This window comes from Aeromonas sp. QDB03 (assembly GCF_027707985.1).
In the GTDB taxonomy this organism is placed as follows: domain Bacteria; phylum Pseudomonadota; class Gammaproteobacteria; order Enterobacterales; family Aeromonadaceae; genus Aeromonas; species Aeromonas hydrophila.
The window spans coordinates 425601-440623 of record NZ_JAPCJG010000001.1; the positions used below are offsets into that span (position 1 = coordinate 425601).

General features: G+C 66.3%; 13 protein-coding genes. 6 read left to right on the plus strand and 7 right to left on the minus strand.

Features of this window, described 5'->3' with window-relative positions; translation table 11 throughout:
- Positions 1-30 precede the first annotated feature (30 nt).
- The 7 genes from PG900_RS01875 to PG900_RS01905 form a co-directional block, all read right to left on the minus strand.
- Complete coding sequence (locus tag PG900_RS01875) at positions 31-792, minus strand: substrate-binding periplasmic protein (protein ID WP_270800799.1); 762 nt, start codon at positions 790-792, stop codon at positions 31-33.
- A 37-nt stretch (positions 793-829) separates the two neighbouring features.
- Positions 830-1252: a MerR family transcriptional regulator gene (locus tag PG900_RS01880; RefSeq protein ID WP_016350898.1), complete on the minus strand. Its 423-nt coding sequence runs from the start codon at positions 1250-1252 to the stop codon at positions 830-832.
- Between the two features lie 11 nt (positions 1253-1263).
- Complete coding sequence (locus tag PG900_RS01885) at positions 1264-2220, minus strand: hydroxymethylglutaryl-CoA lyase (protein ID WP_242798898.1); 957 nt, start codon at positions 2218-2220, stop codon at positions 1264-1266.
- Positions 2217-4181, minus strand: a complete 1965-nt coding sequence (locus tag PG900_RS01890; RefSeq protein ID WP_270800802.1) for an acetyl/propionyl/methylcrotonyl-CoA carboxylase subunit alpha — start codon at positions 4179-4181, stop codon at positions 2217-2219. Before PG900_RS01890 ends, PG900_RS01885 begins: the two co-directional genes overlap by 4 nt.
- 109 nt (positions 4182-4290) lie before the next feature.
- On the minus strand, positions 4291-5130 hold the full coding sequence (locus PG900_RS01895) for an enoyl-CoA hydratase-related protein (protein ID WP_076360645.1): 840 nt from the start codon (positions 5128-5130) through the stop codon (positions 4291-4293).
- 9 nt (positions 5131-5139) lie between these two features.
- Entirely contained in the window at positions 5140-6741 is a 1602-nt protein-coding gene (locus PG900_RS01900; protein ID WP_270800803.1) for a carboxyl transferase domain-containing protein, read from the minus strand.
- Complete coding sequence (locus PG900_RS01905) at positions 6738-7886, minus strand: isovaleryl-CoA dehydrogenase (protein WP_270800804.1); 1149 nt, start codon at positions 7884-7886, stop codon at positions 6738-6740. Before PG900_RS01905 ends, PG900_RS01900 begins: the two co-directional genes overlap by 4 nt.
- Before the next feature lie 244 nt (positions 7887-8130).
- Here PG900_RS01905 and PG900_RS01910 point away from each other — a divergent pair, with 244 nt between their 5' ends.
- From PG900_RS01910 to PG900_RS01935, 6 genes are all read left to right on the plus strand, one after another.
- A complete protein-coding gene (locus tag PG900_RS01910) occupies positions 8131-9642 on the plus strand; it encodes a CoA-acylating methylmalonate-semialdehyde dehydrogenase (protein ID WP_270830788.1) in 1512 nt (503 codons plus the stop codon).
- Positions 9643-9707: 65 nt separating this feature from the next.
- Entirely contained in the window at positions 9708-10865 is a 1158-nt protein-coding gene (locus PG900_RS01915) for an acyl-CoA dehydrogenase family protein (protein WP_029300689.1), read from the plus strand.
- 139 nt (positions 10866-11004) lie between these two features.
- Positions 11005-11817, plus strand: coding sequence for an enoyl-CoA hydratase (locus PG900_RS01920; RefSeq protein WP_029300690.1), 813 nt, complete (start codon positions 11005-11007; stop codon positions 11815-11817).
- Between the two features lie 59 nt (positions 11818-11876).
- A complete protein-coding gene (locus tag PG900_RS01925) occupies positions 11877-12980 on the plus strand; it encodes an enoyl-CoA hydratase/isomerase family protein (protein ID WP_029300692.1) in 1104 nt (367 codons plus the stop codon).
- A 27-nt stretch (positions 12981-13007) separates the two neighbouring features.
- Entirely contained in the window at positions 13008-13928 is a 921-nt protein-coding gene (gene mmsB, locus PG900_RS01930) for a 3-hydroxyisobutyrate dehydrogenase (RefSeq protein ID WP_073350497.1), read from the plus strand.
- Positions 13929-13999: 71 nt separating this feature from the next.
- Positions 14000-14761: an SDR family oxidoreductase gene (locus PG900_RS01935; RefSeq protein ID WP_104467483.1), complete on the plus strand. Its 762-nt coding sequence runs from the start codon at positions 14000-14002 to the stop codon at positions 14759-14761.
- The last annotated feature ends 262 nt before the right edge of the window (positions 14762-15023 follow it).

Sequence of the window (15023 nt, forward strand, 5' to 3'; positions counted from 1 at the left end):
CGCATAGGGTAACAAACTTTCAGGGCATGATCATGGTGCCACTTGATGCTGTACGCCGTACTTTGTCCAAAGACTTGCCAATTTCCCGCTCTCTTTCAGCCGGGCCAGCCACTGCTCCAGCTGCTGTACCGAGATCCCGGCGTCCGGGCTGAGCAGGGCGCGCAGCTCATACTGCTGATCCCACCGGTTGGAGCGCAGCAGCTGGTCGGCCTGCTCGGGGTACTCCTTGTCGAACTGGTTGAGGTAGGAGAGGTTGAGGATGGCCACCTCGCCGCGCCCCTTGAACAGCCCCTGCAGGGCGCTGATGTTGTCCTTGACCAGGGTGATATTGAAACGCTGCTTCAGGATGCTCGCGCTGGCGTCGAAATCGGCGATGCCGTAGTGATAGCCGCTGACCCCGATCAGCTGGCGCTCGGCCAGGTTGTCAAAGAAGGATTGATCCCGCCCCGGTGCCTTGAGGGCGACATAGCGCTCACCGCCCAGCAGCAGCGGACGGCTGATGCGCACCTGATCGGCATTCCAGTCCCAGCGGATATCCTCGAATAGCATCAGCGAGAAGCGGCCGAGGGCCAGCGCCTTGTAGCGGTGGGGGGCCGAGGTGGGCACGAACACGAAGTGCACATCCTGCTGGATGTCGTTGAGCAGGGCGATGAGATCCAGGGTCAGCCCGCGATAGTGGCCGCTGTCGTCCTTGACGACGAAGGGGGCATAGGGGTAACCACCGACCCGGATCAGCGGGTGGCCCCATGCCGTACAGCAGAGCAGCAGCAACAACCAGCACCAGCGTTTCATGGGGTCTCCCAGCAGGCAGAGATGATCCCAGATTCGGTTAATCTGCGCTGGTTTTCAAGCTGTTAAGGGAATTAACACAGCGCTGCTCGGCCGCCTCCAGCTCGGCCATCACCATCTGGATATCCTCCAGCTGCTGGCGCAGGGAGTGACGCTTGGCCTCGATGAGCTGGATCATGGAGTTGAGCTGGGTCTTGCTGGAGCGGTCGGTGTCATACATGTCGAACAGCTCGCGGATCTCCGCCAGGCTGAAACCGAGGCGCTTGCCGCGCAGGGTCAGCTTGAGCCGGATCTTGTCCTTGTGGCTGTAGATGCGGGTCTGCCCCTCCCGGGTCGGGGTAATGAGCCCCTCGTCCTCGTAGTAGCGGATGGTGCGCGGCGTGATGTCGAACTCGTGGGCCAGCTCGGAGATGCTGTAGGTCACCTCCTTGCCGGCGAGCCCGTGGGCGAGGGTGTTGGACATGGCGGGGTTCCTTATTGCGGGGATGACTGGCACAGCCGGGTGCGCAGCCGCTCGGCATTGGCGTGCAGGGCCCGGCCGACCCGCGAGCCGTTGGGGCGGCCGAGCTGCTCGCTGACCCACTGGCCGGTGGCAGCCAGCTGGTCGAGGTCGACGCCGGTGCTCATGCCAAGGCCGTGCAGCAGGTAGACCACCTCCTCCGAGGCGACGTTGCCGGAGGCGCCGGGGGCATAGGGGCAGCCGCCGAGCCCGGCCACCGAGCTGTCGATGGTGCGGATGCCGCGCTCCAGCGCTGGCAGCAGGTTGGCCAGCCCCTGGCCATAGGTGTCGTGAAAATGGACTGCGAGCCGGCCGGCCGGGATCTCGTGCAGCACCGCATCCAGCATGGGGGCGACCGTGCCCGGGGTGCCGACGCCGATGGTGTCGCCGAGCGATATCTCGTGGCAGCCCAGATCCAGCAGCCGCTCGGCCATGGCGGCGACCCGCTTGGGCCGGGTGGGGCCATCGAACGGGCAGGCGATGACAGTGGAGAGGTAGCCGCGCACCTTGATGCCGAGGCTGCGCGCCTCCTGCACCAGCGGGGCGAAACGTACCAGCGACTCCTCCACACTGATGCCGATGTTGGCCTGAGTAAAGCCGTCGGAGCAGGCGGTGAAGAGGCCTATCTCGTCGGCGCGGGCGGCAATGGCGGCCTGCAGACCCTGCAGATTGGGCACCAGGGCGCCATAGCGGGTCGGCCCCCTGCGCGGCAGGGCGTTGAACAGTGCGGCGGAATCCGCCATCTGCGGCACCTTCCTGGGCGACACGAAAGCGCCGACCTCGATGCGCTGCAGCCCGCACTCGGCCAGGCGGGCGATGAGCTCCAGCCGCTGCACCAGCGAGAGGGTGGCGGCCTCATTTTGCAGGCCGTCCCGCGGCCCCATCTCCACCAGGCTGACCTTGTCGTCCCGGCTCTCCTGTGCTCGGCTCATGAGCGTTCCTCCTGCGCGGTATGCTGCTCGGCAAAGCGCACCAGCAGGGCGCCCTGACTCACCTGTTCGCCCTGGCGGCACTGCAGCGCCTCGATCACCCCATCCCGGTCGGCCTTGAGGACGTGCTCCATCTTCATCGCCTCCAGCACCAGCAGGGGTTGTCCCTTGCTGACCGGCTGGCCGGCCTCGACCTGCAACGCCACGACGATGCCGTGCATGGGGGCCAGGATGCCGGGGGCATCGCCTGCCTCGTGATCATGGTGCAGCTGATGATGCTGATCATCGGCCGAAAAGCGGATGCGCCTGCCCGCCAGTTGCAGCAGATAGTCGCCCTCGCCGAGGGTGTGCAGCGGGTAGCGCTGCCAGCTGCCGGCCTGCTGCAGGCGGATCTGATCCGCCCCGAGCTCGAACGGGATCTGCTCGCCCTGCCAGAGCAGGCTGCCTGCCCGCTCGGCGAGGGTCAGCACGCGGGCCTCCTCGCCGATGCGCACCGCTGCGCTAAAGCTGCGGGTGGGGCCCAGCCGAAAGCCTGCGGCCTGCTGCCAGGGGGAGGCGCCGTGCTCGCGACTGGCGAGCCAGAGGGCGGCGAGCGGCCAGGCGAGCGCCGGAACGGGCAGGGTGTCGGTGGGAATGGGCCACTGGGTGTGGTGGCCCATGGCCAAGACGTCAGGCTCTTCGCACAGGCGCAGCAAGAGCGGGCCGTTGTGCACCAAGGGGCCGAGTTCCAGCGCCGCCAGCGCGTCGGCCAGGCTGGCAAAGGCTTCGCTGCGGCTCGCTGCGTGGGCGATCAGCTTGGCGATCATGGGGTCGTAATAGGGGCTCACCGCATCGCCGGCACTGACGCCGGTGTCGATGCGCACACCAGCCGGCCAGTGAAGCCAATTGATGGGGCCGCTGGCGGGCAGAAAACCGGCCGCCACGTCCTCGGCGTAGAGGCGCGCCTCCACCGCATGGCCGCGCAGCACCACTTCCTCCTGGGTGAGCGGCAGCGGCTTGCCTTCGGCCACCGCCAGCTGCCAGGCCACCAGATCCTGGCCGGTGACGGCCTCGGTGACCGGGTGCTCCACCTGCAGCCGGGTGTTCATCTCCATGAAGAAGAACTCCTCCCCGCACAGCAGAAACTCGATGGTGCCGGCTCCCCGATATTTGATGGCCCGGGCGGCGGCGACGGCGGCCTCGCCCATGGCGCGGCGCAGCGCCGGTGCGATGTCGGGGGCGGGGGCCTCCTCGATCACCTTCTGGTGACGGCGCTGCAACGAGCAGTCCCGGTCCCCCAGATAGATGGCGTTGCCAAGGGTATCGGCAAACACCTGCACCTCCACGTGGCGGGCGCGGGCGAGATAGCGCTCCAGCAGCACGTGGTCGTCACCGAAGGCAGAACTTGCCTCCCGCTTGACCGCCGCCAGGGCCTCGTCAAAGTCGGCCAGCTGATCGACCCGGCGCATCCCCTTGCCACCGCCGCCGCTGGCCGCCTTGATAAGGAGCGGAAAGCCCACCTGGCTCGTCTGATCGCGCAAAAAGTCGGGGTGCTGATCCGCGCCGTGATAACCGGGCAGCACCGGCACGCCGGCTGTCTGCATCAGCGCCTTGGCGCCCGACTTGTCGCCCATGGCGAGAATGGCGGCGCCGCTTGGCCCGATGAAACGCAAGCCCCGCTGCTCGCAGGCGGTGGCAAAATCGCTGTTTTCGGACAGGAAACCGTAACCCGGGTGGATGGCGTCGGCGTTCGCCTGCTGGGCGATGCGCAGCACCTTGCCGGTGTCGAGGTAGCTCTCCCGGGCGGGGGCCGGCCCCAGATGCCAGGCTTCGTCGGCTTCCCGCACATGCATGGCGCGGGCGTCGGCGTCCGAGTAGAGGGCGATGGTGTGAATGCCGAGGCGCCGGGCTGTCTTGATGATGCGCACGGCGATTTCGCCGCGATTGGCGATCAGCAGGCGCTTAATTGGAGTGTGATGGGTCATGCTGACTCCCTGTTGTTCAAGGCGCACAAGTGCGAAGCGTGTTGATCCACACGCCAGTTATATTGAGCACAGTTGGCGATCAGCAGGCGCTTGATGGGGTGGTATTGAGTCATGCTTCGTCCTTGAAACGGGGGCGCCAGGCGGGGGGGCGTTTGTCGAAGAAGGCTTGCATCCCCTCCTGGGCTTCAAGACCGACCCGTACCCGGGCGATGGTCTCGACGGTTTTCTCTTCGTGCAGGCTGGCGCCGTGGCTCTCGAGGGCGGCCAGCAGCCGCTTGGTCTCTTTCATCGCTTCCGGCCCGTTGCGGCACAGGCGCAGGGCCTGCGCGCGTCCTTCGGCCAGCAGCTGATCCGGCGGGCAGCGTCGGTGTGCCACGTTGAGCCGGCAGGCGGTCACTGCATCGAACGGTTCGGCACAGAGCATCAGGGCGCGGGCCTGGCGCATCCCCATGGCGCGCACCACGTAGGGGCTGATCACCGCGGGCACCAGCCCGAGACTCACCTCGGAGAGGCAGAAGCGGGCGTCATCGGCGGCCAGCACCAGATCGCAGGTGCAGATGAGGCCCAGCGCTCCGCCGTAGGCGGCGCCCTGTACCAGCGCCACCGTGGGGAAGGGGAGCTCGTCCAGGGTTTGCATCAGCCGGGCCAGCACCCGGGCGTCTTCCCGGTTGTGCTCGAAATCGGCATGAGCCAGGTTGCGCATCCAGTTGAGGTCGGCGCCGGCGCAAAAATGCTTGCCTTCGGCCCGCAGCAGCAAGGCGTGGGGGCGATCGGCGAGGGCCTGGCCGTGGGTGTGGGCCAGCTCGTCGAGGCAGTCGAGCAGCCCCAGCATGAGGTCGGCGTCGAAGGCGTTGTGGCGGGCCGGGCGGTCGAGCACCAGCTCGGCCAGCGGGCCGTGTCGCTCCAGCCGAAAACCGGGCTGGAGAGCGTGACTGAGTGGATCGGACATGTGAACTCCTTACATCCGGAAGATGCCGTACTGTTCCGGGCCGGTCTCGGCCCCCTGACAGGCCGCCAGCGCCAGCGCCAGCACGGTGCGGCTCTGGGCCGGGTCGATGACGCCGTCATCCCACAGGCGAGCGCTGGCGTAGTAGGGGTGACCCTGGCGCTCATACTGCTCGATCACCGGGGCGCGGATGGTGGCAGCTTCCTGCTCGCTCAGGCTCTTGCCCTCGGCTGCCAGTTTGTCCCGACGTACCTGCACCAGCACCCCGGCCGCCTGCTCGCCGCCCATGACGGAGATGCGGCTGTTGGGCCAGCTAAAGAGAAAATCGGGTTCATAGGCGCGGCCGCACATGCCGTAGTTGCCGGCACCGAAGCTGCCGCCGACGATCAGGGTGATCTTGGGTACCCGGCTGCAGGCCACGGCGGTGACCAGCTTGGCGCCGTGCTTGGCGATCCCTTCGCGCTCGGCTTGGCTTCCCACCATAAAGCCGGTGATGTTTTGCAAAAAGATCAGCGGGATGGCGCGCCGGTTGCAAAGCTGGATGAAGTGGGCCCCCTTCTGGGCGCTGTCGCTGTGCAGCACGCTATTGTTGGCGAGGATCCCCACCGGCATGCCGCAGATGCGGGCAAAGCCGGTCACCAGTGTGGTGCCGAACAGCGCCTTGAATTCGTCAAAGTCCGAGCCATCCACCAACCTGGCGATCAGCTCCCGTGCGTCATAGGGGCGCTTGAGGCCGGTGCCCACCAGACCGTAGAGATCCTCGATGGGGTAGCAGGGGGGCTCATAACCGGGGCTGGTCTCTACCGGTTCGCTCCCCAGGTGGGTCACCAGGGTGCGGGCGATGGCCAGGGCGTGGCCATCGTCGCGGGCCATGTGATCCGCCACTCCGGAGTGGGCGCAGTGCACCTCGGCGCCGCCCAGCGCCTCGGCGCTGATCTCCTCGCCGGTGGCGGCCTTGACCAGCGGCGGCCCCGCCAGAAAGATGGTGGCCTGCTCCCTGACCATGATCGACTCGTCCGCCATGGCGGGCACATAGGCGCCTCCGGCGGTACAGAGGCCCATCACCACCGCCAGCTGGGGGATGTTCTGGGCCGACATGCGGGCCTGGTTGTAGAAGATGCGGCCAAAGTGATCCCGGTCGGGGAACACCTCGTCCTGCATCGGCAGGAAGGCACCGCCGGAATCCACCAGATAGAGGCAGGGGAGGCGCAGCCGCTCGGCGATGGCCTGGGCGCGCAGGTGTTTTTTCACCGTGAGCGGGTAGTAGGTGCCGCCCTTCACGGTGGCATCATTTACCACCAGCATGCACAGGCGCCCAGAGACCCGGCCGATGCCGGTGATGATGCCGGCGGCGGGCACCGGCTCGTCATAGACCTGCCAGCCGGCCAGCGCCGACAGTTCGAGAAACGGGGAACCCGGGTCCAGCAGCTGGTTGATGCGCTCGCGGGGCAGCAGCTTGCCACGGGCCTGATGGCGGGCGTTGTTGGCAGCGCCCCCGCCCAAGGCTATCTCCTCCAGACGGGCATTGAGATCGTCGACCAGTGCCTGCATGGCGGCCAGATTGGCCGCATATTCCGGACTCGCCGTGTCGAGGCGGGAGTGGATCCTGCTCATGCGTTATCTCCCATCAGCTCGCGGCCGATGAGCCAGCGGCGGATCTCCGAGGTGCCGGCGCCTATCTCGTAGAGCTTGGCGTCCCGCAGCAGGCGGCCGGTGGGGTATTCGTTGATGTAGCCGTTGCCGCCGAGCAGCTGGATGGCATCAAGCGCCATCTGGGTGGCATTTTCGGCGGCAAACAGGATGGCAGCGGCGCAATCCTTGCGGCTGGTGCGGCCCTGATCGCAGGCGCTCGCCACCGAGTAGACCAGCGCCCGGCTGCTGGCGAGGCGGGTATACATGTCGGCGAGCTTGCCCTGCACCAGCTGGAACTCACCGATGGGCTGGCCAAACTGCTTGCGCTCGCGCACATAGGGCAGCACCACATCCATGCAGGCCTGCATGATGCCAAGGGGGCCGGCCGCCAGCACCACCCGCTCGTAATCCAGCCCGCTCATCAGCACCTTGACCCCGCCATGCAAGGGGCCCAGCAGGTTTTCCTGCGGCACCCGGCAGTTATCGAACACCAGCTCGCAGGTGCTGGAGCCGCGCATACCGAGCTTGTCGAGTTTCTGGGCGGTGGAGAAACCGGGGGTCCCCGCCTCGACGATAAAGGCGGAAATCCCTTTGGGACCGGCGGCGGGATCGGTCTTGGCATAGATGACGAAGGTGTCGGCATCGGGCCCGTTGGTGATCCACATCTTGTTGCCATTGAGCACGAAATGATCTCCCTCACGCACCGCGCTGAGGCGCATGCTGACAACATCTGAACCGGCTCCCGGCTCGCTCATGGCCAGCGCCCCCACATGCTCGCCGCTCACCAGCGGGGGCAGGTAGCGCGCTTTTTGCTCCGCCGTGCCGTGGCGGTGGATCTGGTTGATGCAGAGATTGGAGTGGGCGCCGTAGGAGAGGCCGACCGAGGCGCTGGCGCGGCTCACCTGCTCCATCACCAGCACATGGGCCAGATAGCCGAGGTTCACCCCGTCATACTCCTCTGCCACCGTGATGCCGTGCAGACCCAGCTCCCCCATGCGGGGCCAGAGATCGCGGGGGAAGACGTTGCTCTGATCGATGTCGCCAGCGCGCGGCGCGATCACTTTCTGGCAGAAGGCCTCGACCTGCTCGGTCAGGGCGCACAGGGTCTCGTCCATCACTGCATGCATCCTTGCTCTCCTCATATGAAGGGGGTGACAGCTTGGCGGCCGAGCGGAAACAGGGAGCCAAACTGGTCAGTCCATTTGTGATTTAAGTTTACGTTAGCGTAAACGTAAATTGATTGTTAGTCTAAGGTAAATTTGTTGCGCCATGACGGCAAGGGCGATTGCCCGGTCGTGATGGCCCCGTCACAGGAGTGCCCATGGTCCGTTCGCAAGCGGCCCATGATGTGCCAGCAAGGAGAGAGTGCCCATGAACAACCATCAGACCCGGTTCGGTGACGTGCCGCTGCACATCGGCGGGGAGGCGTATCCTTCCGCGAGCGAGCAGTGGATCGAGGTGACCGACCCGGCGGATCAGAGCCTGCTGGCGCGGGTGCCGAAGGCCACCTCGGCGGAAATTGAACTGGCGGTGCGCACCGCTCACGACGCCTATCTGCTGTGGCGGGAGGTGCCGGCCTCCGAGCGGGCCCGGGTGATGTTCAACTACCAGCATCTCTTGAAGACGCATCACGACGAGCTGGCGGCCCTGCTGGCCCAGGAGACCGGCAAGAATCTGGCGGATGCCAAGGGGGATGTGTGGCGCGGCATCGAGGTGGTGGAGCAGGCCTGCGCCATCGCCAGCCAAACCCTGGGGGAGACCATGGGCAACGTGGCGCGGCGGGTCGACGGCCACTCCTGGGTGCAGCCGCTCGGGGTCTGCCTTGGCATCACTCCCTTCAACTTTCCGGCCATGATCCCGCTCTGGATGTTCCCGCTGGCGGTGGCTTGCGGCAACGGCTTCGTGCTCAAGCCCTCCGAGCAGGATCCGCTTACCCCCATGCGGCTGGCCGAGCTGTTTGCCGAGGCGGGAGCCCCCAAGGGCATTCTGTCGGTGGTGCACGGCGGCGCCGAGCAGGTGGATGCGCTGCTGGCCCACCCCGATATCAAGGCGGTCAGTTTCGTCGGCTCGGCCCGGGTCGGCGGCCACGTCTATCGCAGCGCCACTTCGCAGCTCAAGCGAGCCCAATGCTTTGTCGGGGCCAAGAACCACATGGTGATCATGCCGGATGCCAACAAGGCGCAGGTGCTCAGCAACCTGGTGGGGGCCGGGGTCGGCGCCGCCGGTCAGCGCTGCATGGCCATCAGCGTGGCGGTGTTCGTGGGCAGTGCCCGGGAGTGGATCCCCGAGCTCGCCGCCGAGTTCGCCAAGGTGAAACCCGGCGTCTGGCACGATCCCGAGGCCGCTTACGGCCCCCTCATCAGCCCGGAGGCCAAAGTCAGGGTGGAGGTGCTCATCGAGGCGGGGATCGCCGAGGGAGCCGAGTGCCTGCTGGACGGCCGCTTTTGCGACGTGCCCGGCTACCCGGTGGGCAACTGGGTGGGGCCGACCCTGTTTCGCGGGGTGACCCCCGAGATGCGCATCTACAAGGAGGAGATCTTCGGGCCCGTGCTGGCCTGTCTCGAGGTGGCGAGCCTCGACGAGGCGCTCGCCCTCATCAACGACAACCCCTACGGCAACGGCACCTCCATCTTCACCGGTTGCGGCGCTGCCGCCCGCAAGTTTCGCCACGAGGTGGCGGTGGGCCAGGTGGGGATCAACGTGCCCATCCCGGTGCCGCTGCCGTTCTTCTCCTTCACCGGCTGGCGCGGCTCCTTCTACGGGGATCTGCACGCCTACGGCAAGCAGGCGGTGCGTTTTTACACCGAGACCAAGACGGTCACCGAACGCTGGTTCGACGAAGACATTCCCAGCGGCCCCAACATGACCATTCAGCTGCGCTGATGGCAGGTTGCCCGGGCGCACCCACTGACAGCAACGGATCGAACAAGTACAAGGAAGCGAACAAGATGGATTTTACGTTGACCCCGGATCAGCAGGCCTATGTGGAGGCCGCCAGCGCTTTTGCCGAGGAGGCGCTCAAGCCCCACGCCGCGCGCTGGGACAAGGAGCATGAATTTCCCATCCCTACCATCAAGCAGGCGGCGGCGCTTGGCTTTTGTGGCCTCTACACCCCGGAGCAGTACGGCGGCCTCGGCCTGCCGAGGCTCGATGCCAGCCTCATCTTCGAGCGCCTCGCGATGGGCTGCACCTCCACCACCGCCTATCTGACCATCCACAACATGGTGAGCTGGATGCTGGGCAGCTGGCTGCCTGCCGAGGTGGCCGAGGAGTGGGTGCCAAGGCTGGCCAGCGGCGAGCTGCTGGGCTCCTACTGCCTCACCGAACCGGGCGCCGGATCCGATGCCGCGGCCCTCAAGACCCGCGCGGTGCGTGACGGCGAGGATTACCTTCTCGATGGCAGCAAGGTGTTCATCTCGGGCGCCGGCAGCACCGACGTGCTGGTGGTGATGGCCCGCACCGGTGGCGAGGGGGCGAAGGGGATCTCCGCCTTCATGGTACCGGCCCAGACCCCCGGCGTGAGTTACGGCAAGGCGGAGGAGAAGATGGGCTGGAACAGCCAGCCCACCCGGGAGGTGAACTTCAGCGCCGTGCGCATCCCCGCCCGTTACCGGCTGGGGCAGGAGGGGGAAGGGTTCAAGTTCGCCATGCAGGCGCTCGATGGCGGGCGCATCAACATCGCTACCTGCTCGGTCGGCACTGCCCAGCAGGCCCTCGACGATGCCCTGGACCATGTGCAACAGCGCCAGCAATTTGGCCACCCGATCAGCGAATTCCAGAGCGTGCAGTTCCGCCTGGCCGACATGGCCACCGAACTGGCGGCTGCCCGGCTGCTGGTACGCCAGGCGGCCGCCAGGCTCGATGCGGGGGCGCCAGACAAGAGCGCCTGGTGCGCCATGGCCAAGCGTTTTGCCACCGACGTGGGGCACCGCGTCTGCGACGATGCCCTGCAACTTTTTGGCGGCTATGGTTATATCCGCGAGTACCCGCTCGAGCGCTACCTGCGCGATACCCGGGTCCACCGCATTCTGGAAGGGACGAATGAAGTGATGCGGCTCATCATCGCCCGCCGCCTGCTGGCCGAGCCCGGTCTGGCGCTGGAGTAGCGGGGTGGGCTGCTGTGCCCAGCAGCCCACCCTGACGACGCGGCTGGCGTGACGCGTCGTCAGGCTTTGTGAGCCAGCCGAAGGTCGGCTCCATTCAACCCTGTCATCATGGGGCAGGTTTTTTGACAAGGACAACGCAATGACAAGGATCAGGCTCGAATATCACGGTCACGTGGCCTATATCACCCTCGATCATCCTCCCGCCAACACCTGGACCCTCGCCAGCCTGCAGGCCTTCTTGCAGATGATGGTGGAGCTCGACAGCCGCCCCGACGTGGTTGCACTGGTGATCCGCGGGGCCGGGGACAAGTTCTTCTGTGCCGGCGCCGATCTCAACATGTTTGCCGACGGCAACCTGGAGCACGCCCGCGAAGTGGCCGAGGCCTTTGGCCGCGCCTTCGAAGCGCTGGCCCGCTTTCACGGGGTCAGCATCGCCGCCATCAATGGCTATGCCATGGGGGGCGGCCTCGAGGTAGCGCTGGCCTGCGACATCCGCATTGCCGAGCAGCAGGCCAAGCTGGGCCTGCCGGAGGCCTCGGTGGGCTTGCTGCCCTGCGCCGGCGGCACCCAGCGCCTGACCGAACTGGTGGGGCCGGGCTGGGCCAAGCGGATGATCCTCTGCGGCGAGAAGGTGAGCGCCACCCTGGCCTACGAGATGGGGCTGGTGGAGGAGGTGGTGAAGGAGGGCCACGCCTGGGAGGCGGCGCACCAGATGGCCCAGCTGGTGGAGCGCCAGAGCCCGAGCGCGCTGCGCGCCTGCAAGACCCTCATCAATCAGGGGCGCAGCGGCCATCGGGACGCGGCACTGCCGCTCGAGCGCAGCCTGTTTCTCACCCTGTTTGACGATGCCAACCAGCGTGAAGGGGTGGCCGCCTTCCTAGAGAAGCGAGCCCCGCGCTGGCACTACGACCAATCCAAGCCGGTAAAGAGTGAGGGTGTGAAGGATGAATGAGGTAATGATGGCGGCCCGCCATGTCGCAGGGGCTGATACCCTGTCTGCGGGGGTTCGCCATGAGTGAGCCTGTGCGCATCGAGACCCACCCCACGGAGGATGGCCGCCACATCGGCATGCTGACCCTGGACAGCCCCGCCTCCCTCAACGCCTTGAGCCTTGAGATGATCCAGTTGTTGCAGGCGGCGCTGACCCGCTGGGAGCAGGATCCCGCCATCGTCTGCGTGCTGCTGCAGGGAGCCGGCGAGAAGGCGTTTTGCGCCGGTGGCGACATCCGCTCCTTCTACTACCGCAAACAGGAGGCGAGCGAGTCGGCACTGTTTGGCTATGCTCGCGACTTCTTCCTGCAGGAGTACCGGCTCGATCATCACATCCATCGCTATGGCAAGCCCCTCATCTGCGTGGCGGACGGCATCTGCATGGGCGGCGGCATCGGTCTCTTTGCCGGGGCTGGTTTTAGAGTGGTGACCGAAAAGAGCCTGTTCGCCATGCCGGAGGTGACCATAGGCCTCTATCCGGATGTGGGGGCCAGCTGGTTTTTGAGCCGCATGCCGGGGCGGCTCGGGCTCTGGCTCGGCCTCACCGGGGCCCGCTTCAACGGGGCGGATGCCATCGGTCTGGGTCTGGCGGATCACGCCATGGCGAGCCGTGAGCGGATGGAGCTGCCGGCGCGCCTCGCCACCCTCGACTGGTCTGGTGTTGCCGATGCCAGCGAGCAGATCGAGGGGTTGCTGGCCGGTTTGCAGCGATCCCTTGGCCAGACGCTGCCAGCTCCCGTGCTCTTGCCCCATCAGACCCGCATCGATGCACTGTTGGCCGGTCGCTCCCTGCAAGGGGTGTTGGCTCGCCTCGAGGGCGCCGAGCTGGATGAACCGACGCTGGCCCTGGCGCGGGAGACCTGCCAGAGCGGCAGCCCCATCAGCCGCGCCATCCTCTGGCGCCAGTTCTGGCAGGCACGGCGCCAGTCGTTGGCCGAGGTGTTTGCCGACGAGCTGGCCCTCTCGGTCAACTGCGTGCTCAAAGGGGATTTTGTGGAAGGGGTACGGGCGCTGCTCATCGACAAGGACAAGTCACCCCGCTGGCAGGGCCCGCAGGCGGGCGAGGCCTGGTTGGATGACTTCTATCGTTGGCCCGAGGGGAACAATCCCCTGTGTCCCTGCTGACGGGCGATCACACACAAGGAACAGACCATGACAAGGATTGGATTTATCGGGCTTGGCAACATGGGGGGCCCCATGGCCGCCAACCTGGCCCGGGCGGGACACACAGTGCAGGTGTTTGATCTGGTGGCCGAGAGCCTGACCCGCGCCATCGAGGCCGGCTGTATCGCCGCCGGCGATGCCCGCGAGGCGGTGAGCGGCTGCGAGCTGGTGATCAGCATGCTGCCGGCGGGCGAGCATGTGCGCAGCCTCTGGCTGGGCGAGAGCGCCGGTGAACGGGGCGGGCAGGATCTGCTGGCGGCCCTGCCGCTCGGCGCTCTGGTCATCGACTGCTCCACCATCGACGTGGCCTCGGCCCGTCAGGTGGGGGCGGCGGCGCAGGCGCGCGGCATCCGTTTTCTCGATGCCCCCGTTTCGGGAGGCGTGGCCGGCGCGGCGGCGGGCACGCTCACCTTCATCGTCGGCGGCGAACAAGTGGATTTTGAGGCGGCCAAACCCGTGCTGGCCTGCATGGGGCAGAACCTGTTTCACGCCGGGGCGCTCGGCGCCGGCCAGATCGCCAAGATGTGCAACAACATGCTGCTCGCCATCCACATGGCGGGCACTGCCGAGGCGCTGGCGCTCGGGGTCAAGGAGGGGCTGGATCCGGGGGTGCTCTCCACCATCATGGGCAAGAGTTCGGGCAACAACTGGAGTCTCGAGCGCTACAACCCCTGGCCCGGGGTGATGGAAAACGTACCGGCGTCGCGCAACTATCAGGGGGGCTTCATGACCCGGTTGATGGTCAAAGACCTAGGGCTCGCCATGGCCCTGGCCGAGCATGCCCACAGCGCCGTGCCCATGGGGGCCCTGGCCCGCAACCTCTTCAACCTGCACGCCACCAAGGGGCAGGGGGCTCGGGATTTTTCCAGCATCGTCGAACTCTATCTGGACAAGACAGCGCCGGGTTAAGGGCCGCTATCTACCTTTTTACCCGATAGTCTTTGACTCGACAGTCACCGGCCATCTCACCAGGAGCATTTATGGATATCACACAGAAAGTCATCGCCATCACGGGGGCGGGCAGGGGGCTGGGCCGCGCCATCGCCCTGAGTCTGGCGGAGCAGGGCGCGCAACTTGCGCTCATCGACGTCAACCGCACCGATCTGGAGGTGACCGAGGCGGAAGTGCGCAGCCGTGACGGCCAGTGCGCCCTGTTCGTCTGCAACGTGGCGAGCGAGCCGGAGGTCGAGGCGACCTTCGCCGCCATCAAGGGGCAGTTCGGTGCTCTGCACGGCCTCATCAACTGTGCCGGCATTCTGCGCGACGGCATGCTGATCAAGGTGAAGGAGGGGGCGCTGACGGAGAAGATGAGCCTGGCCCAGTGGCAGAGCGTCATCGACGTCAACCTCACCGGCACCTTCCTGTGCGGGCGCGAAGGGGCGGCGCTGATGGCCACCGGCGGGGAGGGGGGCGTCATCATCAACATCTCCTCCATCGCCCGCGCCGGCAACATCGGTCAGAGCAACTATGCCGCCAGCAAGGCGGGGGTGGCCTCGCTGGTGGTCACCTGGGGGAAGGAGCTGGCCCGCCACGGCATCCGGGTGATGGGTATCGCTCCGGGGGTGTTTGCCACCGACATGACGGCGGCGATGAAGCCGGAGGCGATGGCCCGCATGCAGCAGGCCATCCCGGTGGGGACCCTCGGGCAGGCGGCGCAGCTGGCCCAGACGGTGCATTTTATTCTCGCCAATGACTATCTGTCTGGGCGGATGATCGAGCTGGACGGCGGCTTGCGCCTCTGAATATCGGCGCTCTGTTGCAGATGCTCCTGGCCCTCGGCGCAGGGGCATTTTTATTGAAACGTTTGTCAGCAGCCGGATTTGTCGACCTCGGCTGCAAGCTGCATTCTCATGCAGGTCTGATCCGTAAAAACGGGGCTCAGGTCATGGAAAAATGTGAAATATCAACGGGTCTTTCTTAATTTGAACCAGCTCACAGGCCCCCGGGGTCAGTGCTGTAAAATTGCGCGCGGTCAAGACGGTGCATGATTGACGGTACGAGGGA